Genomic DNA, 20604 nt, shown 5'->3' on the forward strand with positions numbered 1-20604 from the left:
ATGAGCACTGTCGACGTCGTCGTCACCGGGCTCGGCGCGACGACCCCGCTGGGCGGGGACGTCGCGTCCACTTGGGACGCCATGCTCGCCGGCCGCTCCGGGGTGAGTCCGCTCACCCAGGAGTGGGCCGGGCAGTTGTCCGTCCGCATCGCCGCGCAGATCGCCGTGGACCCTTCGGAGGTCATCGAGCGCGTCCGGATGCGGCGGCTGGACCGCAGTGAGGCGATGGCCATCGTCGCCGCCAAGCAGGCCTGGGCCGATTCCGGCCTGGAGGGCACCGGGCTCGACCCGGAGCGTCTCGCGGTCAGCTTCGGCAGCGGCATCGGTGGCGCCATCACCCTGCTCGACCAGGACGACATCCTGGAGCAGCACGGTCCGCGGCGGGTCAGCCCGCACACGGTGCCGATGCTCATGCCGAACGGCCCGGCGGCCTACGTCGGGCTCGAGGTCGGCGCCCGGGCCGGGGTCCGGGCCATGGCCAGCGCCTGCGCCACCGGCGCCGAGGCGGTCGCCCTGGGTCTCGACCTGATCCGGGCCGGCCGGGCCGACGTGGTGGTGGCCGGCAGTACCGAGGCCGTGATCCACCCGCTGCCGATCGCCGGTTTCGCCTCGATGCGCGCCATGTCGACGCGCAACGACGATCCGGAACGGGCGTCGCGCCCCTGGGACAAGAACCGGGACGGTTTCGTCCTCGGTGAGGGTGCCGGCGCGATCATCCTGGAACGGGCCGATCACGCGGCGGCTCGCGGCGCCCGGGTGTACGCCCGGCTCGCCGGTGCGGGCATCACCTCGGACGGCTACGACATCGTCCAGCCCGACCCGGACTGCAAGGGCGGGATCCGGGCCATGTCGATGGCCATCCGCGACGCCGGTCTGACCGGCGCCGACATCAAGCACGTCAACGCCCACGCGACCTCGACCCCGGTCGGTGACATGGGCGAGATCAAGGGCATCCGGGCCGCTATCGGTGACCACCCGGTGATCACGTCGACCAAGTCGATGACCGGTCACCTGCTGGGCGCGGCCGGCGCGCTGGAGTCGATCGCCACCATCCTGGCGATCCGCGACAGCGTGGTTCCCCCCACGATCAACCTCGACGACCCGGACGACCGTCTGGACCTCGACGTGGCGGCGCACAAGGCCCGTCCGCTCGACATCCCGGCGGCCATGAACAACTCGTTCGGCTTCGGCGGCCACAACGTGGCTCTGGTCTTCACGCGTCCCTGACGCGCAGACCGGGGAGAACAGAGGAGGAGCCGTGATCCGCGACCCGGGATCACGGCTCCTCGCCCTTTTCGACCACGACACGATGCGGCCGCTCGCCCCGGCCGGCGACTCGGGTGTCCTGCACGCCCGCGGTGCGATCGACGGCACCCCGGCGATCGCCTTCGCCACCGACGCCTCCCGGCGAGGCGGCGCCATCGGGGTCGACGGCAGCCGGCGCGTGGTCGAGGCGATCGATCTCGCGGTCCGCGAACGCGTTCCGGTGATCGGCGTCTGGCACTCCGGCGGCGCCCGCCTCGACGAGGGCGTGATCGCGCTGGACGCGGCCGGTCAGATCTTCGCCGCCACGGTCCGCGCCTCGGGCCGGATCCCGCAGATCTCGCTGCTGCTGGGACCGACGGCGGGCAGTGCCACCTACGCCGCCGCACTCACCGACATCGTGATCACCGCGACCGACGGCTCGGCCCGGGTCGCGCACGTGCTCGCCTCCGGCGACGAGGCCGCGGTGGCCGAGGCCCGCCGCACGGTGCGGCTGCTGGGCCGCCCGGGCCGGCTGTCGCCGGCCGACGTCAAACCCGGCGGCACGCTCGGCCGGTCACTCTCATCCCTGGTCAAGGCCGACGCTTATGACGTACGGCCGTTGATCCGCTCCCTGCTGGACGAACCCGCCCTGGAGTTGCACGCCCCCTGGGCCCCGAACCTGGTCACCGCCGTGGGCCGTTTCGCCGGCCGCACGGTCGGCGTCGTCGCCAACAACCCGCACCACCTCGACGGCGCCCTGGACGCACCGGCCGCCGAGAAGGCCGCCCGTTTCGTCCGCATGTGCGACGCCCTGGCCCTCCCGCTGATCGTCCTCACCGACACCCCGGGCTACCTCCCGACCCCCGCCGTCACCACCCCCGACCTCCCGGCTCCCGCCCCTTCCACAGCCGGCCGTTCCACAGCCGGCCGCGAGCCGGATGCCGTGGTCCTGGCCGGCGCCCAACTGCTGCACGCATTCGCCGAAGCCGTAGTCCCCCGGGTGACCCTGATCACCCGCCGCGCCTACGGCGGCGCCTACCTCGCCATGAACTCCCGGGCCCTCGGCGCCTCGGCGATCCTGGCCTGGCCCGACGCCGAGCTGGCGGTCCACGACCCGGCCGCCGCCGTACCGATCCTCCACCACCGCCGGATCGCCGCCACCCCACCGCCCGAACGCGTCGCCCTCCACGACCGCCTGGCCCGCGAGCAGGTCGAGACAGCCGCCGAGGCGGTAAAGCTGGGCCTGCTCGACGCGGTGGTCACCCCGGACGAAACCCGCCGCCGCATAGCCGAGTCCCTCGCCGCCGCCCCACCCGCCCGAGGCGCCCACAGCAACATCCCCCTCTGACGCCGGCCGCCCGCCCGGCGCAGGCCCGCAGCGCGCCGAAAGGCTCCAGCTGGCGCTCACGGCTGCCTCAAAGCCCTCGACACAACCCTCAGCACCAGCCGAGAGAGCTCGCCGCGGCCGGGCGCCGGGTGGCAGCCGGCTCGCGGCGATGCAGGGCAGAGCGGTGCGGTGCGGTGCGACGCGGGGCGGGGCAACGCGGTGCGGGGCGGGGCAACGCGATGCGGGGCGGGGCAACGCGGTGCGGGGCGGGGCAACGCGGTGCGGGGCGGGGCAACGCGGTGCGGGGCGACGCGGTGCGGGGCGGGGCGGGGCGGGGCGGGGCGGGGCGGGGCGGGGCGGGGCGGGGCGGGGCGGGGCGGGTGGGGTGGTTACTTGGCGCAGGCGCTGCGGGGGAGGCCGGCCACGGCCATCGGCGACTTGCCCGGCGCGGTGGCCTTACCGGCGATCACCGCGGCGAGCGCGGTAAGCGACAGCTTGCTCGACGAGTAGGTAGCCAGCAGTGTCGGCGACTTGGCGTAGGCCAGCAGCCCCGGCAGGTCCATCATCACGGTCACGGCGGCGTCCGGTGACAGGTCGACCGGTTTGTCCCCGTACCCGACCAGGTGGATCTCCGCTCCCCCGGCCGCCCGCACGTCCACCCCGTTCGCCTGCAGTGCCTTGACCAGGGTGGCCCGGGCCAGTTCGCGGGACGACGGCGCGGTCACGGTGACCGGCCCGTTCACCAGTGGCCCGCTGCACTGTCCGCGCAGCACCGTGACCGTGGCCGCGTCGAGCGCGGACACCGCCTGCTGGTGTGTGTCCGCACCGACCACGGCGAGGTCGGGCTGGGCGGTCGCCGCGGTCCGGAACTTGAGGGTGAGGATCCGGGTGACCGCTTCGATGAGCCGTTCCCGTTTGAGGGTGCCGTTCTTCAGCCCGGCCAGGATGCCGTCCCGGGCGGCCCCGATGTCCGGGGGCATGAGCAGCATGTCGTTGCCGGCGTTGAGGGCGCGGACGGCGGCCTCGCCCGGCGCCCATTTGCGGGCCGGTTCCATGTTCATCGCGTCGGTGATGGCCACCCCGGTGAACTTGAGTTCGCCGCGCAGCACGTCGGTCATCAGCTTGTGCGAGAAGGTGGCGGCCACGCCTTTGTCGACGGCCTGCAGGTCGAGGTGGCCGGACATGACCACGCCGGCCCCGGCGTCCACGCCGGACTTGAACGGCGGCAGGTCCTGGGCCCGCCAGGCGGCCAGGCTCTGCTTGATCGCGGGCAGTACCTCGTGGCTGTCCCCGGTGGTGTGTCCGTGGCCGGGGAAGTGTTTGAGGGCGGCCGCGACTCCGGCGCCCTGGAGGCCGCGGACGGCGGCGGCGACCTGTTTGGCGTTGGCCGCGGCGTCCGTTCCGTAGGACCGTGACCCGATGACCGAGCTGCCGGCCGGCCCGAGGGTGTCGGCGACCGGTGCGAAGTCGACGGTGATGCCCATCGCGGCCAGTTCTTCGCCGGCCGCGTGCCAGGCCGTCTCGGTCAGGTCGGGCCGTCCGGCGGCGCCGACCGCGAACGCCGACGGGAGCGCGGTGACCCCGTCGGTGATTCTGGTCACCACGCCGTACTCCTGGTCGGTCCCGATCATCAGCGGCGCCGCGGCCGGCAACTGTTTCGCCGCCGCCTGCAGGCCGTCGGTGAGGGCCCGGACCTGCTTCGGGTTCTCCACGTTCGACGTGGGGTTGGTCTTGCCGGTCGGGTCCTGCTGGGTGAAGGAGACCAGGATCAGACCGCCCAGTTTGTACTTGGCGATCATCTGGGCCGGGGTGTCCACTCCGGCCAGGTTCCGGTTGCCGGCGATCGCACCGGGGTCCACCTGGGTCGCCGAGCCGCCGTAGGCGTACGGCATCAGCACCTGCCCGGCCAGGTCCTCGTCGCTGAGCCGGGCCACCGTCTCGGCCGCCCGCACCAGGGGGTCGCCGGGTGGCGCGGACGCCGACTCGGAGACCGGGCCGGACGCGGCGGACGCGACCGGCCCCGCGTCGGGCGGGGCGGTCGGCGTCTTGGCGTCGTCCCCGCAGGCTCCGGTGAGAAGCAGCAGCGGTGCGACAAAGGCGACACGGGACAACTTTTTCACGAACGCCATCGAATCAGGTCGCGGAAAGCCCCGCCACGCGAACCCCGGGTCCGGTTCGGACCCGGTCCGCACGACGGGATCTAGCCGACCCGGGTCAGCAGGGTGACCGGGGCGCCGTCGCCGGCGTACCGGTAGGGCTCCAGCTCCGCGTCCCACGCGGTGCCGAGCGCCTTCTCCAGGGCGTGCGCCAGCGCCTCGGGAGCCCGGGCGGACGCCATGATGGCGCGCAGCCGGTCCTCGCCGATCTGAATGTCGCCCGAGGCGCCCATCGTGCCGTGGAACAGCCCGCGACCGGGGACGTGCATGAAGCGCTCGCCGTCCAGTCCTGGGCTCGGCTCTTCGGTCACCTCGAAACGGATCATGGGCCACTGCCGGAGGGCAGCAGCCAGCTCGGCGCCAGTTCCCGCGCGTCCGGTCCAGCTGCACTCGGCTCGCCGCATGCTCGGATCGACCTGCTGCACGGTCCAATGCAGATTGACCGGCGCAGTCAGGACGCGCGCTATGGCCCATTCGACGTGCTGGCACACGGCGAGCGGGGTTGAGTGGACGTATACGACGCCACACGTTGGCACGGTGACCTCCCGGAGACCGAGGTGCGTCTTCCCCTACGACCTCGACCGCGGTTGATCGTGTCCCATGATGCCGGTTGGTACGGATGGTGCGCCAGAGAATCCGCAACATCGACTGCGGGACCAGTCGTAGTGGCACATCCAGTCCAACGGCTGTACCTGCTCCGACGGCACGGTTCAGCAGCTGTCGTGTAGTGTTGCTACGGCTTTTTATCTGTCCCGAGCACTTCCTCAAGGAGTACCGCCGTGGCTGGCAACACCTCAAAGACCGCCCGCGCATCAGTCCGCGCCGGCCAGAGCACCGGTGGCGCCCTGAGCGTGCTCGGTGAGTACAAGTACCTCATCCCGCTCGCCAACGGCCGGTTCGCCTACGTGCGCAACCTGACCAACGGCAAGACCACGCACCTCGCGACGACGTCGGACGCGTTCGTCGAGGAGATCCGGGTGCTGGTCGGTGCCGGTCACGGCGCCAAGATCCGCGCTGAGCTGCAGGCGCTGAACTCGGTGAGCCCGGAGCACGGCTGGGATGCGACCGAGAAGCGTCTCGTCGACGCCGGCGTCTTCGAGGCCTGAGCGGCCCCGCACGCACGACAAAGGCACCTCCCGGCTTCGGCCCGGAGGTGCCTTTTCGCGTTTGCTGAAGATCAGCCCAAACGGATCATCGTCGGCCGCAGCGCCCACCGAGCCCCAAAACGATCAAAATCAAGAGACGCTTGCCGACGTACGCCGGAAAGCCGTTGATCTTGATCGTGATCGTCCTCGGATCGTGGCGCGCCCGGCCGCCCTCAGGACCGGTCGAGGAACTCCACCCACCCGGTGTCCAGGTCGTAGATCGCCCCGACCACGTCCACCGTCCCGGCCGCGATCGCGGCGGCCAGATCGGGCGTCTCGCGCAGCCGGGCCACGGTCCGCTCGACGTGCGCCCGGATGACGTGGTCGGCCGCCGCGGGATCGGCCAGGTCGACCCCGTCGGCCGCCGGCGCGATCTCGCCCACCAGGTAGCCCACGTCACCACCGGGACGGTCCCCGGAGCGCACCGCGTCGACCGTGGCGGTCACCGCGCCGCATCGCTTGTGCCCCACCACCAGGGCGAGCGAGACGCCCAGGGAGGACACGGCGAACTCGACCGAGCCGATCATCGACCGGTCCAGCACGTGCGCGCCCGAGCGGGCCACGCAGATCGCACCGAACGGCTGGTCGAAGACCGCTTCGAGCGGCACGCGCGAGTCGATGCAGCCGAGCACCACGGCGTGGGGCTGCTGGCCGCCGGCGGTCGCGGCGGCCTGGGTCACGTTGTGCCCGTAATGCGGTTTCCCGTAAACGAAGCGCTTGTTGCCCGTGATGAGCTCGCCCAGCGAAGTGCTGGGCGTGATGGCCTGGGCAGCGCGGATGGCTGTCATGACGTCGATTCTCTCTGCCCGGACGGCCGGCGAAAGTAATTGGGAGGCAGCTCACGGTCACCGTCCCGGACGGTGGTCAATTCGGGTGATCCCGAGTGATGCTTATTACCCGTGGGTACGACGGGGAGCGTGACCAGCGCGGAGGTGCCCATGTCCGAGCGGACCGAGATCGTGATGCCCGACGGTGTGCGGCTGCACGCCGAGCTCTCCGGGCCGCCCGACGCGCCGGTCACCGTGGTGCTGCTGCACGGCTGGTGCCTGGACCGAAAGACCTGGCGGCGGCAGGTGGACGCATTGAGCGGCCTGGGCCGGCGGGCGCCGCGGGTGATCGCCTACGACACCCGCGGGCACGGCCGTTCCTCGGCCACCCGGCTCAGTTCGGCCACCCTGGCCCAGCTCGGCGACGACCTGGCCGAGGTGCTGCGCCGGCTGGCCCCGACCGGTCCGGTGGTGCTGGCCGGGCACTCGATGGGCGGCATGACGATCATGGAGTTCGCGCATCGGCATCCGGCCGAGTTCGCCGGGCGTGTCGCCGGGCTGCTGCTGGTCTCGACGACCGCCGAGGGGCACACCCATACGAGGTACGGCCTGCCGGAGAGCCTGGCCGGCGTCCTGCGCGTCGGCGAGACCCTCGGGGCCGGGGTGCTGGCCCGGTCCGGCGCCTGGCGTCCGCACCGGGCCGTGCTGCCCGCCCTGGCCCCGGCCCTGCGCTGGCTGCTGTTCGGGGACCGCTGCGCCGACGACGCGCTGGGTCTGACCCTGCGCAGCGTGGGCCGCGCGTCGCTGCGCTCGATCGGCGGCTTCCGGGCCTCGATCGGCGCCCAGCAGCGCCTGGACACCCTGGCCGCGATCGGCGACGTCCCGGCCGCGGTGCTGGTCGGCGACCGGGACCGGCTGACCCCGGTGGCGTGCGCGGAGTCGATCGCGGCCGCCCTCCCCCATGCCCGGCTGACCCTCTGCCCGGGTGCGGGCCACATGCTGCCGCTGGAGCGTCCGGAGGAGGTGTCGGCCGCGCTGGTCGAGATCGTCCGCCGCGCGAACCGTTCCACCCGCCGGGCCGCCCGGCGCTCGAACTACCGCGAAGCGGCTTGAGCGGAACATCCGCGCACCCCCGGTCGTTTCTGTAACGCTCGAACGATGCGGTCAAACACCAGGCCGCTTCGACGCGGTTTGCGGGGCGGGAGTAAGTTCGATTGCCCCCTTCGCGCGAGCGCTGGTGGTGCGCATGAAAGGGAGAACGACCGACTTGAGCGACGCCACCGTCCTGCAACAGGAGATCGCGGTCGAGCAGCAGCACGTGGACCGGGTGTATGCCCGTCTCGTCGAGCTGCGCAAGGACGCGTCCCGCGCCGAGAAGGAGGGCTATCAGCTCGCCGGGGTCGGCACGTTCGGCGCCCTGGTCGAGCGCGACGCGATGGTCTTCCACGCGGCCCGCCGCCGGCACGCACTGGACACCGAGTACGAGGGGCTGGTCTTCGGCCGCCTCGATCAACTGGACGGCGCCACGCACTACGTGGGCCGGATGGGTATCCGCGACGACAGCTCGAAACCGCTGGTCGTCGACTGGCGGGCCCCCGCCGCCGCCGCCTTCTACCGGGCCACCCCGGCCGAGCCGCTGGGCGTGATCCGGCGCCGGATGATCCAGTCCAGCCGGGAGCGGGTCACCGGCATCGAGGACGACCTGCTGGATCCCGAGTCGGCCCCGCCCGGCATGCGGGTCGTCGGCGACGGCGCGCTGCTGGCCAGCCTCTCCAAGGCGACCGGCAAGGGGATGCGCGACATCGTCGCCACCATCCAGCGCGAGCAGGACGACGCGATCCGGTCCCCGGCCGGCGGCGTGACGATCGTCACCGGCGGCCCGGGCACCGGCAAGACCGCAGTCGCCCTGCACCGCGCCGCCTACCTGCTCTACTCCGACCGCAGCCGGTTCGCCGGCGGCGGCATCCTGGTCGTCGGCCCGTCCGGCGTCTTCGTGGAGTACATCGCGACGGTCCTCCCGTCGCTGGGCGAGGACACGGCGACGCTGCGCTCGCTCGGCTCGCTGGTGCCGGGCTGGGACGCGACCCGGGTCGACCCGGGCGAGGTGGCCGCGATCAAGGGCTCGCTGCGCATGCGCCGGGTCCTGGAACGCGCCTCGCACGACGCCGTGCCGGGCGCCCCCACCGAGTTGCGCCTGCTCTACCGGGGTGCGCTGCTGCGGCTGGACGCGAACCAGCTGGATCAGATCCGCCGCAAGGCCCTGCCCCGGGGCGCCCGCCGCAACGAGGTGCGCGGGCACGGCTTCGACCGGCTCTTCGACGCGCTCTGGGCCCAGGCCCGCGACCAGAAGCTGCGGGGTCTGCCGGAGAAGCGCGAGTTCGAGGCCGAGCTGGCCGACCGCGGCGACTTCCGGGACTTCCTGCGGGCCTGGTGGCCCCGCTTCACGCCGCTGCGCGTGCTGCGCTGGCTGGCCGATCGGGGGCGGCTCAGGTCGTACGCGAACGGGGTCTTGTCTCGTGAGGAGATCGAAACCCTCCAGGGCTCGTTCGACGGGCTGGACGAGCACGGTCCGACGATCGCCGACGTGGCGCTGCTGGACGAGCTGGACGAGTTGATGGGCCGCCCGCGGCAGGCGCAGAAGAAGAGCAAGAACCCCTTCCACGTACGGGACGGGGTGCAGGAGGTCTCCACGTTCGCCGACCGCCAGGCCGCGCAGCGGACCGCGCACCTGCAGCGTGAGGACGACTACCGTGACTTCGCCCACGTCGTGGTCGACGAGTCGCAGGACGTCTCGCCGATGCAGTGGCGGATGATCGGCCGCCGGGGGCAGTACGCGTCCTGGACGATCGTCGGCGACCCGGCCCAGACCGCGTGGTCCGGTGACCCGGACGAGCTGGACCGGGCCCGGGAGAAGGCGCTCGGCACCCGCAAGCGCAACAGCTACGCGCTGACCACCAACTACCGCAACTCGTCGGAGATCTTCGCGGTGGCGGCCGGGGTGATCCGGGCGATCCTGCCCGACCTGCCGTTGCCGTCGGCGGTCCGGTCCACCGGGGTCGACCCGGTCGACGTGGTGGCCGCACCGGGCGCGCTGCCCGGCACGGTCCGCGACCTGACCGAGAAGCAGCTGGCCGACGTGGACGGGACGATCGGCGTGATCGCGCCGGTGGCCCGCCGCGACGAGATGGCGGCCTGGGTGACCGGCCTGCCCGAACGCGTCCAGGTGGTCACCGCGCTGGAGGCCAAGGGTATGGAGTACGACGCGGTGGTCCTGGTCGAGCCGGGCGAGATCGCGGTCGACCGGGCCGGGGTCCGCACGCTGTACGTCGCCCTCTCCCGGGCCACCCAGCGCCTCACCACGGTCGGCACCGACCCCGACTGGCACCCGTAGGTTCCGGGGGCGCCTCGATCCGTCCGAGGCGCCCCGACCCTCGGCCGGGTGATTGTGCTGATCAACTCGGGCGTCTCCACCGCCGGGACACATGTGGCGGTTACCGTCACCGCCGTCAGGGTTCATCCGGTCATGAGCCGGCTCCGGTCGTCGGCCGGCCGTCGATGCACACATCGCGATGTACGCATACCTTGGCGACGGCCCACCCGACGACGGAAGGTGGAGACATGGGAGCCGGTCACGACCACGGCACCCGGGCCCTGCACGCCGGCGCCCGGCACCGCGGCCGCCTGTGGTGGGCGGCCGGGCTGCTCACCGGGTTCATGCTGCTCGAAGCGGCAGCGGCCGGGATCACCGGCTCGCTGGCGCTGCTCTCCGACGCCGGTCACATGTTCACCGACGTGCTGGCCATCGCGATGACCCTGGCCGCGATCACCGCCGCCGGGCGGGCCGGGTCGGACTCGGCCCGCACGTTCGGGCTCTACCGTCTCGAAGTGCTGGCCGCGCTGGCCAACGCCGCCCTGCTGACCCTGGTCGCCGTGTTCGTGGTGGTGCAGGCGATGCGCCGCTTCACCGACCCGCCGGAGGTCCCGGCCGGCGCGATGCTGCTGGTCGCGGTCGGCGGGCTGGCCGCCAACCTGGTCGCGTTCGCGCTGCTGCGATCCGGCGCGAAGGAGAACATCGGGATCCGCGGGGCGTACGTGGAGGTCCTCGGCGACCTGCTGGGCTCGGCCGGTGTGATCGTGGCCGCGGTCGTGATCTGGCTCACCGGCTGGGCCTACGCCGACCCGATCGTCGCCGTCCTGGTCGCGCTGATGATCCTGCCGCGCACGTTCGCGCTGGGCCGCTCGGCGGTGCGCATCCTGGTCCAGGCCGCACCCGAGCACGTGGACGTGGCCGCGGTCCGGGAACGGCTGGCCGCCGTCCCGGGCGTCTGCGATGTGCACGATCTGCACGTCTGGACGCTGACCGAGGGCATGGAGGTCGCCTCGGCCCACCTGAGCCTGGAGCCGGCCGCCGAACTGGGCACGGTCCTGACCGTGGCCCGCGAGGCGCTGCACGACGAGTTCGCCATCGACCACGCCACCCTTCAGGTGGAACCGGCCGGTGTGGGCGGGCACTGCACCCCCACGAGCTGGTGACCGGGATGGCGATCATCACATCGATGACGGAGGATCCGGTCAGGACGGTGTGAGAGGCGGACCCGTGACGCGTACGCCGGAAACCGGCCACCCCGGTCGCTTCTGTTCTTTTTGGGATCCGCCACGCCGGATGCGCAAAAAGATGAGAATGCGAATCATGAGTGACGGCCGGGTCATGGTCTTCGCGCCGGCCCCACAGCTGACGGTGACCATCGAGCAACACCACGACGAGCCCGAATTGCACGTACACCCGGGCGGGCAGGGCATCTGGCAGACTCGGATGATCACCTCGCTCGGCGCCCAGGTGACGCTCTGCACGGCCGCCGGCGGCGAGGTCGGCCGGGTGCTGGCCCCGCTGATGTCCGAGCTGTCCGGCGTCACCATCCGCCTGGTCCACCGCGAGCACGGCACCGGCTGGTACGTGCACGACCGCCGCAGCGGCAGCCGCCAGGAGATCGCCGAGCGCCCCGGCGTCCCCCTCTCCCGGCACGAGCTGGACGAGCTCTACAACCTCACCCTGGCCGAGGGCCTGCGCGCCGGCATCGCCATCCTCAGCGGCCCGGCCCACCCCTCGGTGATCAAACCCGAGGTGTACGGACGTCTCGCCGCGGATCTCCGCTCGAACGGCTGCCGGGTGATCGCCGACCTGTGCGGGCGCTACCTGGAGGAGGTCCTCACGGCCGGCCTGGACGTCGTCAAGATCAGTCACGAGGAGCTGATCAAGGACGGGCTGGCCGCCGACGGCTCCACCCGGGAACTGATGAACGCCCTCATGAAGATCAACAAGGACGGCGCCATGGCGGTCCTGGTGTCCCGGGCCGACGAAGGCGCGCTGGCCCTCATCGACGACGAGATCTACACGGTCACGCTGCCCCGGCTGACCGCCGCCGAACACCGCGGCGCCGGCGACTCGATGACCGCCGGCGTGGCCGCCACCCTGGCCGGCGGCGGCTCGATGACCGACGCCGTCCGCACCGGCGCCGCCGCGGGCGCCCTCAACGTCACCCGGCACGGCCTCGGCACCGGGCACGTCGACGCCGTCCGGGTGCTGACCGAACGAGTCCGGCTGACCCCGATCAAGAAGGCATCATGACCCCTCGCGACCTGCGCATCCTGATCACCAACGACGACGGCATCGAGGCGCCGGGCATCCGCTGGCTGGCCCGGGCCCTCGCGCACGCCGACTACGACGTGGTCGTCGCCGCCCCCCTGAGCGAATCGAGCGGCAGCAGCGCCTCGATGACCGCCGTCGTGCAGGACGGCAAGATCGTCTCCGAGCCCCGGGAAATTCAAGGGGCCAAACACATTCCCGCGTACGGCGTGGCCGCCTCCCCCGCCTACATCGTCCTGCTCGCCCTGCGCGAGGCGTTCGGCCCCGCCCCCGCCCTGGTCGTCTCCGGCATCAACCGCGGCGCCAACGCCGGAGCGGCCGTCGTCCACTCCGGCACCGTCGGCGCCACCCTCACCGCCTCCCACGCCGGCCTGCGCGGCCTCGCCGTCTCCCTCGACGTCCTCACCCCGGCCCAGGCCACCGCGGCCAGCGGCGGCGCCGCCATCGACGCCATCCACAAGGCCGACGAGGAACAACACCACTGGGCGAGCGGCGCCGAACTGGCCGTACGCATCCTCCCCGCCCTCCTGCACACCCCACCCGGAACCGTCTTCAACCTCAACGTCCCCGACCTGCACGTCGACGGCATCCGCGGCCTCAAACAGGCATCCCTGGCCCGCTTCGGCCAGGTCCAGATGAGCATCGCCGAAGCCGGCGACGGCTTCGTCCGCACGGCCGTCCAGGCCGCCGAGGAAGAAATGGACCCGGGGACCGATCTGGCCGCCCTGGCCGACAACTTCGCCGTGGTCACGCCGATCCGCGCGCCGCACGAGGACACCGGAATCCGCATCAACGTCGACGGCATCCGCATCCAGACGCCGGCCCTCTAACCACCCCAACGCGGCCCACCCCGGCCGGGGCTCAGCCCAGCCCAGCCATGGCCCGACCCGGCACCGGCTTGCCCGCCGCGGGCTCGGCCCCGCCCGACACCGCTCAGCCGGGCTCGGCACGGCCCCGGGTCAGCGCGGGGCCGGGTCAGCGCGGGGCCGGGTCAGCGCGGGGCCGGGTCAGCGCGGGGCCGGGTCAGCGCGGGGCCGGGTCAGCGCGGGGCCGGGTCAGCGCGGGGCCGGAGGCGCTGCTCCCGGATCGACGCAGGGCCAGCGGGGCTGGCGGGGCGATCTTGAAGTGCGGTGATCTTGAAGTGCGGTGATCTTGGCGGGCGGAACTGTACGGCCCACCCACCCTGGGGGCAGCTCCGCACACCATTGTCCCGCGAACACCCAAGATCGTGTGGACAGCCTGTGGACAACCAGAATTGTGGATAACCCGCGAACCACTGACCAGCAAAAACAACGAAACGCCCGGCCCCGCCGAGCGGGACCGGGCCGTTCCGAGCGTGCCGTGTCAGGCGCCGGAGAGTGCGGCGTCGTCCTGGTGGGGCTGAGGGTTGCCGAACAGGCCCAGGAGGCCGGTGACCCACAGTTGTTTGTGTGCGAACCGGCTGGGCCGGGTCACGACCACCTTGACTCCGCTCACGCCGGCCAGCTGGAAGGCGGCCACGAGTGCACTGATGCCCACGGAGTCGATGAAGGTCACATGCTGCATGTTGAGCTCGATGCGAGCCGGGGTGCCCTCGCTGAGCTGGGCCGCGACGGCCTCTCGGATCTCATACGCGTTCTCGACGTCGATCTCGCCGCGCGGCGAGACCTCGACGGCGCCATCAGCGAGCGTCGACGTCGTTATCGACAGCGTCACGCCTCTTCCCTCCACCCGCCCGGGTCGTTCCGGGCGTTGTTCCTGTGTTCGCGAGTCGGCACGACCACCCTGAGATCAGGGTGGGACGGACTACCCCCGGAAGGTTCGGTGAAACTGACCGAAAGGTTAGGCCCCGAACCTGTTAGACACCTGAGTGGCTCGTGTGAGCCGGGTCAACAGTACTGCGGGACGTCAAATCGTTTTCGAACTGTGATGCCGTCCATACCGGACGTTTGCCGTGGCCCCCATCGGGGCACGAATCGGAGTGCAGGGCGAGCGCAGGAGGTAACCGACGATGTTCGCGACCAGGAAGAACCAGGCCGAACGGACAGCCACCCAGGCCTGGGAGTATTTGTCCGACGCCATGGCGTCCGCGGGCGAGAGCGCCCGGGATGCCGGTAGGCAGGCTGCCACGACGGCCGATCGCGCGAGCCGCCGCGGCCACGAATTGGCTGATCGGACGAGCCGGAGCGGTCGTAAGCTCGCCGCCCGGGTCGACAAGCGGAGCCACAAGCTGGCCCGGCGGGCGAGTAAGAAGGGTCACAAGTTCGCCGACCAGGTGAGCGGACGGGCCACCCAGACCGCCGGACGGGCCAACCGGGCCGCCGACGAGGCCTGGGGCCGCGCCAACGCCGCCGCCAACGCGCTGGCCGGGCACAAGGCGGGCCGTCCGTGGGCCCTGATCGCCGGGGTCGGCCTGCTCGGCCTGGCGGCCGGCTGGGTCGCGGCCACGACGGCCCGGGCCGCGCTGGAGCGGGAGGCCGAGAGCGAGCAGCTCGAATTGGCCGAGACCGCGCTGGTGGTCACTCCGACGTACGGCGACGAGCACTAGGTGGGAAAGCGGGTATGGCGGCCGAGCCGGGCCGCCATACCCTGTGGCGATGACCGCCGTCTTCTTCGCCGACGCCGCCGCTCTGCGCGTCTGGTTCGAGGAGCACCACGAGACCGCCCCCGAGCTGTTCGTGGGCTACTGGAAGAAGGGCACCGGCGAGGTCGGGGTCTCCCATCCCGGGGCGATCGAGCAGGCGCTCTGCTTCGGCTGGATCGACAGCATCGCCCGGCGCATCGACGACCGGAGCTATCAGGTCCGTTTCACTCCCCGCCGCAAGAACAGCGTGTGGAGTGAGGTGAACATCGCGAAGATGGCCGAGCTGGCCGAGCGCGGGTTGCTGCGCCCGGCCGGGCAGCGGGCCTTCGAGCAGCGCCGGCTGGATCGCAGCGGCGCGTATTCGTACGAGCAGGCCGCGCCGGTCGAGTTCGACGCCGCGCAGACCGCCCGCATCCAGGCCGAACCGGCCGCGTGGGAGTGGTTTCGGGCACAGTCGGCGGCGTACCGGCGGTCGGCCACGCACTGGGTGTTGAGCGCGAAGCGCGCGGAGACCCGCGAACGCCGTCTTGCCCAGCTCATCGCCGATTCCGCGGCCGGGCAAAGGGTGCCGCCGCTGACCTCCCGTTGATCGGCCGGGCTCTGTACTCTTGAGCGGCGTTGCGCTCGATCAAAGGTCGATCCGGAGTTGATCAGAAGTTGATCAAAGATCGATCAGAACTCGTCAGCGGCCCGGCCGCCCGATCAGAAAAGGTCCACCTGGTGCTCAGTGCGGGACATCTCCTGGACAACCGCTACCGGTTGGACGAACGGATCGCGACCGGTGGCATGGGTGACGTGTGGCGTGGCACCGACGTGGTGCTGGGGCGCACCGTCGCGGTGAAGGTGCTGCGCACCGCGATGCTCGACGATCCCGAGTTCGCCGCCCGGTTCTACGGCGAGGCTCGGATGATGGCCGCGTTCCGGCACCCGGGCGTGGTCGAGGTCTACGACTACGCGGAGGCCGGCGATTCCGGCGGGCCGGAGAAGGTCGCCTACCTGGTGATGGCGTTCGTCGAGGGCGAGCCGCTGTCCAACCGGGTGAAGCAGGGGCCGATCCCGGTCGCCGAGACCCTGTCGATCGTGGCTCAGGCGGCCGACGCGCTGCACGCCGCGCACGAGGCCGGCATCGTCCACCGCGACATCAAGCCGGGCAACCTGATCGTCAAGCCGTCCGGCGCGGTCATCCTGATCGACTTCGGTGTCGCCCGGTCGAACGCGCTGACCAGCATGACCGGGCTGAACGCGATCGTCGGCACCGCTCTCTACATGGCTCCCGAGCAGGTCGCCAAGGGCAACCTGACCCCGGGCACGGATGTGTACGCACTGGGCGCGGTCGCCTATCACTGCATCGCCGGCCGCCCGCCGTTCGACGGGGACAACGCGCTGCAGGTCGCGCTGCGCCACCTGGAGGACGAGCCCGACCCGCTCCCCGACCACGTGCCGTACGAGGTTCGCAGTCTGATCTCCCGCGCCATGGCCAAGCAGCCGGCCGACCGGTTCGAGAGCGCGGCCGAGTTCGCCGAGGCGGCCTACGCGGCCGTCGGCAGCCCGCAGGACTGGAAGCGCCTCACCGGGACCGCCCTGCTCGCGCCCAAGAGCCCGGTGCCGGTCAGCCCGTCCGGGGCCTATCCGACCGCCCCGGTCCCCCGGCCCGCGTCGCAGCCGCCGATGAACCGTCCGCGGATGTCGCCGTCCCCGCCGCCGATGCCGCCGCCGGTGCGCGTGCCCGAGAAGCCGTTCGCCCAGCGTGGCCTGATGATCGCCGTGATCGCGCTGTTCGTGGTCGCCGGCGGCCTCGGGATCGCGTGGGCGGTGAGCAGTCACGGCGATCCGGCCGACGCCAGCCAGAACAAGGGCACCAACACCGCCCCGATCGTCCCGGAGACCCAGGACGGGACGTTCCCGGCCGAGACCGAGGCGCCGGTGCAGACCGAGGCCCCGACGACCGAGCCGTCTAAGACCCGGAAGCCGAAGCCGTCGGCGACCAGTCCCTCGGCCTCGGTCTCGATCACGTCGGTGCCGCCGAGCGTCGCCCCGTCGTCGGCCACGCCGTCGTCCGCGGCGCCGAGCAGTGCGCCGCCGAGCAGCCCGGCCACCAGCACCTCGCCGACCACGCCGGTGGAGCCGAACACCGGGGGTTGACCCTGACACGGTGTCAGACGGGACGGTGAGGTCGCCATGTTGAGTATCGGAGACTTCGCCGGCCTGGGCCGGGTGTCGGTGCGCATGCTGCGCCACTACGACGCCCTCGGTCTGCTCCGGCCCGCCCACGTCGACCCGCACAGCGGCTACCGCTTCTACACCGCGGAGCAGTTGCTGCGGCTCAACCGGATCCTCGCCCTCAAGGACCTCGGCTTCAGCCTCCAGCAGGTGCTGGTGATGATCGAGGAGAAGGTGGATCCCGGTGAGCTGCGCGGGATGTTGCGGCTGCGGCGGGCCGAGCTGGCGGCGCAGGTGGAGCGGGACAACGCTCGCCTCGCCCTGGTCGACGCGCGTCTCCGGATGATCGAGACGGAGGGTCACATGAACACCGAGGACGTCGTCCGTAAGCAGATCCCGGCGCTGCGGGTCGTGGAGTTGTCGGCCACCGCGCTGGGGTATGACCATCCCACCTCCATCACCGAGGTGCTGACCCCGCTCTATCCGCGCCTGGAGGAGATGATCGGGCGGACCGGGATCACCGTCACCGGTTCCCCGCTGGCCTATTACCGGCCGGCGCCGACCGGGCCGGAGGACGAGACGATCACCGCGCACGCGGCCTTCCCGATCGGGGACGCCGTGGTCACCGAGCCCGGGTTCGACGTCGTGGTGCTCCCGCCGGTCGAGGTGGCCGCCGCGGTGCACCGGGGTCCGATGTCGGAGGCGTTCCGGACCGGTGGGCGGATCGCCACCTGGATCGAGGAGAACGGGTTCCGGCCGGTCCCGCCCGGTTATGCCCGTGAGGTCTACCTGCACTGCCCGCCCGAGCTGGACGAGTGGCTCACCGAGATGCAGGTTCCGCTGGCCGGCACCGGAAATGCAACCGGCGGCAACTGAATCCTCAACCGGGCCCGGTCGCGGCCGATGAACTCGGGTGGCACGGAACTGCACCCGAGCCGCTACCCGGAAAGGCCGCAAGATGACCATCCAGACGCCGCACAACGAGTACCCCGTCGAGTACCCCGCAGCAGCGCCGCCGTGGTCCACCGAGCACCGGACCGAGTGGCCCGCCGGGTCGCCGGACGAGACGACGCCGTGGTTCGGTGAGCAGCCGGCCGCGGCCCCGGCCTGGATCGGCGGGCACCACGCGGCCGAGGCGGAGACCGTGGAGACGGGACCGTTGCCGTTCGGCGGCGCGGTCCCGCCCTACGGCTCGCCGGAGAACCGGCACGGCCAGCTGCTGGTCCGGTTCCCGCACGCCGTGCTGGGCGAGGCCCGCCCGGACGCGCCGTCGTGGAAACCGGTGGTGGCCTGGACGTTCTTCCTGAGCGTGCTCGGGGTGGTGCCGACGATGCGCCGGGCCGGGCGGGCCAAGGCGTACGGCCGCCCGCGCGCCCCGTACTGGATCGCGTTCCTGACCTCCCTGGTCGCCGGCGCCGCGTTCTGGTCGTTCCTGGTCGTGGACGTGGCCGTTCCGATCCACCGCAGCGGGGTGGAGAGTGCCGCCACCGCGGCCGTGCAGGCGAAGGTGCTGGGCGACGGCCGGATCGCCGAGTCGGTCGGTACGAAGGTCAAGTCGGGCGGCTGTGTGGCCACCGACGACCGGGGCACGGACGGGCTGCGGGCCTACGACTGCACGTTTCTGCTGGCCGACGGCCGGTCCGCGCTCGTGCACATCAAGGCCGACGTCCGGGGCAACTGGGAATCGGCGCGCTGAACCCCGCTGTGACCGTACGTAAGAGGCGCCTTTGACCTTGATCGTCAAAGGCGCCTCGGCGGAACGGATGATCAGAACGTGACCGGGACGCCCTCGCGGACGAGCTGCCAGTTCTTGACGAAGAAGTCGGCCGGGTTGATCTGGCCCTTGGCCTGCGCCCAGTCGATCAGGAGCTGGCGGATCTCCTTCTGCTCGTTGTAGACCTGCGTCTTCACGATGCCCGGGAACGCGCCGCCGCCGGAGCGACGGTAGTTGTTGACCGCGACGACGAACTGCGCGTCGGCCGCGACGTCGGCGCCGGCGATCTGCAGCTTGGTGATGCGGCTGCCGATCGGCTTGCTGATGTCGATGTCGTAGTCGACCCCGGACAGGATGTCGTAGTTGTAGTCCGGGATGGTGCTGTCGCTGATGTCGGCCGCGACGACCGGGGCACCGACGGCGAGGGTCTTGAAGAACTTCGCCGAGTACTCCAGGTAGGCCTTCACCTCGGCACCGGTCAGCACGACCGCTTCCAGGGTGTTGTCGTAGATGTAGAGCCCGGCGACGTCCTTGATCTTGACGTCGCCCTTCGGGAACACCGCGGTCCGGCTGAACGGCGCGGCGATCGACAGGACCGGCAGCCCGGCGTACGCCGTGCCGGCCAGCGCCGTGGTCACCTCGTCGGTCTGCACCTTGTTGATGTAGTCGAGGATCGCGGTGTCCTCGTACCGGGAGGTCGCGGCCGACAGCTCCTCGGTGGAGGCGGCGACGACCTGGTTGACGTACGCGACCGTCTTGTTGTGCTGGCTCTTGGTGACGGCCAGCACCTTCGGGTCGGCCTCGACCGTGTTGGTGTTGATCGTCGCCGACGCCGAGGTCGCGATCTTCCAGCAGCCGTGCTCCCGGACCAGGTCGAAGTCCATCTTGGTGACCCGCTGGCCCCACTTGGACGGCTCCGAGGTCAGCACCTGCTTGCCGGTCTTGGTGTTGGTGTAGAACCGCTGGGCGATCTCCAGGTGCGCGTGTCCGAAGAGGATCGCGTCGATCCCGGGCACCTGCTGGGCGATCAGGCCGACCGGGTTCTCGTTCGGCAGCTCCGAGCCGTAGCTCGAAACGCCGCTGTCGCCGCCGTGGGCCACGACGATGACGATGTCAGCGCCGCGGCGACGGATCTCCGGGACCCACTTGGCGGCGGTCTCGACCATGCCCAGGAAGTTCAGCTTGCCCTCGACGTTGCCCTTGTCCCAGATGGCCACGCCCGGGTTGGTCAGACCGAGAATGCCCACCCGCAGGGTCGGCGCGTGCTTCCCGAGAGAGACCTTCTTGATCACGTACGGCGTGAACGCCGGCTTGCCGTTCTTGGCGCTCACCGCGTTCGCGGCCAGGGCCGGGAAACCGAGCTGACGGATCCACAGGTTCAGCAGCGGCAGGCCGTAGTTGAACTCGTGGTTGCCGAGCACGACCGCGTCGTACTGCAGCACGTTCATCGACTTGGCCATCGGGTGCTTCTCACCGGTGGTGGTGATCGGCTCCTGCTTGGCGTAGTACGTGGCCAGCGGCGTGCCCTGGATCGTGTCACCGGCGTCGAGCACCAGCGTGCCGCCGGTCGCCTCCGAGCGCAGCTTGTTGATCAGCGCGGCTGCCTTGGCGACACCGACGTCGTTGTGCGCGGAGTCGTCGTACTCGGCGTCCTTGTAGTAGTCCCAGTTGTAGATGTTGCCGTGCAGGTCCGAAGTGCCCAGGACGGTCAGGTGGAACGTCTCCGGCGCCGGCGGGGGCTTCGGGTGGCCCTTGCCACCGGCCTGAGCCGCGCCCGGGAAGGCGAGCGGAGCCGCGGCGGCGGCCGCCGAGACGGCCAGCACACCGCGCCGTGATACGCCGTTGGGAAGCGTCATAGCGAACCTTTCGCAGTCTTCGATGCG

The 20604-nt window shown here is 71.5% G+C and carries 18 protein-coding genes; 13 read left to right on the plus strand and 5 right to left on the minus strand.

From position 1 onward, the window contains the following. Together fabF and ACSHV8_RS33740 are read left to right on the plus strand one after the other, a co-directional pair. A complete protein-coding gene (fabF, locus tag ACSHV8_RS33735; RefSeq protein ID WP_436522442.1) occupies positions 1-1227 on the plus strand; it encodes a beta-ketoacyl-ACP synthase II in 1227 nt (408 codons plus the stop codon). Between the two features lie 82 nt (positions 1228-1309). After that, positions 1310-2593, plus strand: a complete 1284-nt coding sequence (locus tag ACSHV8_RS33740) for a carboxyl transferase domain-containing protein (protein ID WP_436537020.1) — start codon at positions 1310-1312, stop codon at positions 2591-2593. 368 nt (positions 2594-2961) lie between these two features. On the opposite strand, the gene ACSHV8_RS33745 is transcribed toward ACSHV8_RS33740, so the two are convergent. After that, a complete protein-coding gene (locus tag ACSHV8_RS33745) occupies positions 2962-4701 on the minus strand; it encodes a glycoside hydrolase family 3 protein (RefSeq protein ID WP_436522444.1) in 1740 nt (579 codons plus the stop codon). Positions 4702-4772: 71 nt separating this feature from the next. Further along, on the minus strand, positions 4773-5264 hold the full coding sequence (locus ACSHV8_RS33750) for a DUF3145 domain-containing protein (RefSeq protein ID WP_203738543.1): 492 nt from the start codon (positions 5262-5264) through the stop codon (positions 4773-4775). 243 nt (positions 5265-5507) lie between these two features. On the opposite strand from ACSHV8_RS33750, the gene ACSHV8_RS33755 reads away from it, so the two are divergent. Continuing rightward, on the plus strand, positions 5508-5834 hold the full coding sequence (locus ACSHV8_RS33755) for a hypothetical protein (protein ID WP_436522446.1): 327 nt from the start codon (positions 5508-5510) through the stop codon (positions 5832-5834). Positions 5835-6046: 212 nt separating this feature from the next. On the opposite strand, the gene ACSHV8_RS33760 is transcribed toward ACSHV8_RS33755, so the two are convergent. Then, positions 6047-6661 carry a carbonic anhydrase gene (locus ACSHV8_RS33760; RefSeq protein ID WP_436522448.1) on the minus strand — a complete coding sequence of 205 codons (615 nt, stop codon included), beginning with the start codon at positions 6659-6661 and terminating at the stop codon, positions 6047-6049. A 150-nt stretch (positions 6662-6811) separates the two neighbouring features. Between ACSHV8_RS33760 and ACSHV8_RS33765 the strand changes: the two genes are divergently transcribed. The 5 genes from ACSHV8_RS33765 to surE all read left to right on the plus strand — a co-directional run bounded on the left by ACSHV8_RS33765 (position 6812) and on the right by surE (position 13114). Continuing rightward, the gene (locus tag ACSHV8_RS33765) at positions 6812-7753 is read left to right on the plus strand and encodes an alpha/beta fold hydrolase (protein ID WP_436522450.1); all 942 of its coding nucleotides are present in this window, start codon (positions 6812-6814) and stop codon (positions 7751-7753) included. Between the two features lie 154 nt (positions 7754-7907). Further along, on the plus strand, positions 7908-10031 hold the full coding sequence (locus tag ACSHV8_RS33770; protein WP_436522452.1) for a HelD family protein: 2124 nt from the start codon (positions 7908-7910) through the stop codon (positions 10029-10031). Positions 10032-10258: 227 nt separating this feature from the next. Further along, the gene (locus tag ACSHV8_RS33775) at positions 10259-11173 is read left to right on the plus strand and encodes a cation diffusion facilitator family transporter (protein ID WP_436522454.1); all 915 of its coding nucleotides are present in this window, start codon (positions 10259-10261) and stop codon (positions 11171-11173) included. A 148-nt stretch (positions 11174-11321) separates the two neighbouring features. Further along, the gene (locus ACSHV8_RS33780; protein ID WP_436522456.1) at positions 11322-12266 is read left to right on the plus strand and encodes a PfkB family carbohydrate kinase; all 945 of its coding nucleotides are present in this window, start codon (positions 11322-11324) and stop codon (positions 12264-12266) included. After that, positions 12263-13114, plus strand: a complete 852-nt coding sequence (surE, locus tag ACSHV8_RS33785; RefSeq protein ID WP_436522458.1) for a 5'/3'-nucleotidase SurE — start codon at positions 12263-12265, stop codon at positions 13112-13114. The genes ACSHV8_RS33780 and surE overlap by 4 nt, the downstream gene beginning before the upstream one ends. A gap of 514 nt (positions 13115-13628) precedes the next feature. Here surE and ACSHV8_RS33790 read toward each other — a convergent pair. After that, complete coding sequence (locus tag ACSHV8_RS33790) at positions 13629-13979, minus strand: STAS domain-containing protein (RefSeq protein ID WP_436522460.1); 351 nt, start codon at positions 13977-13979, stop codon at positions 13629-13631. A 295-nt stretch (positions 13980-14274) separates the two neighbouring features. On the opposite strand from ACSHV8_RS33790, the gene ACSHV8_RS33795 reads away from it, so the two are divergent. From ACSHV8_RS33795 to ACSHV8_RS33815, 5 genes are all read left to right on the plus strand, one after another. Further along, positions 14275-14811, plus strand: coding sequence for a hypothetical protein (locus tag ACSHV8_RS33795; protein WP_436522462.1), 537 nt, complete (start codon positions 14275-14277; stop codon positions 14809-14811). A gap of 49 nt (positions 14812-14860) precedes the next feature. Next, positions 14861-15436, plus strand: a complete 576-nt coding sequence (locus ACSHV8_RS33800) for a YdeI/OmpD-associated family protein (protein WP_436522464.1) — start codon at positions 14861-14863, stop codon at positions 15434-15436. A 131-nt stretch (positions 15437-15567) separates the two neighbouring features. Then, complete coding sequence (locus ACSHV8_RS33805) at positions 15568-16989, plus strand: serine/threonine-protein kinase (protein ID WP_436522466.1); 1422 nt, start codon at positions 15568-15570, stop codon at positions 16987-16989. 36 nt (positions 16990-17025) lie between these two features. Further along, on the plus strand, positions 17026-17883 hold the full coding sequence (locus ACSHV8_RS33810) for a MerR family transcriptional regulator (protein WP_436522468.1): 858 nt from the start codon (positions 17026-17028) through the stop codon (positions 17881-17883). Positions 17884-17965: 82 nt separating this feature from the next. Beyond that, positions 17966-18703, plus strand: a complete 738-nt coding sequence (locus ACSHV8_RS33815) for a hypothetical protein (protein ID WP_436522470.1) — start codon at positions 17966-17968, stop codon at positions 18701-18703. A 71-nt stretch (positions 18704-18774) separates the two neighbouring features. Here ACSHV8_RS33815 and ACSHV8_RS33820 read toward each other — a convergent pair whose 3' ends face one another. Next, complete coding sequence (locus ACSHV8_RS33820; RefSeq protein ID WP_436522472.1) at positions 18775-20577, minus strand: bifunctional metallophosphatase/5'-nucleotidase; 1803 nt, start codon at positions 20575-20577, stop codon at positions 18775-18777. Positions 20578-20604 lie beyond the last annotated feature (27 nt).

It is taken from the genome of Actinoplanes sp. HUAS TT8 (assembly GCF_051380535.1).
In the GTDB taxonomy this organism is placed as follows: Bacteria; Actinomycetota; Actinomycetes; order Mycobacteriales; family Micromonosporaceae; genus Actinoplanes.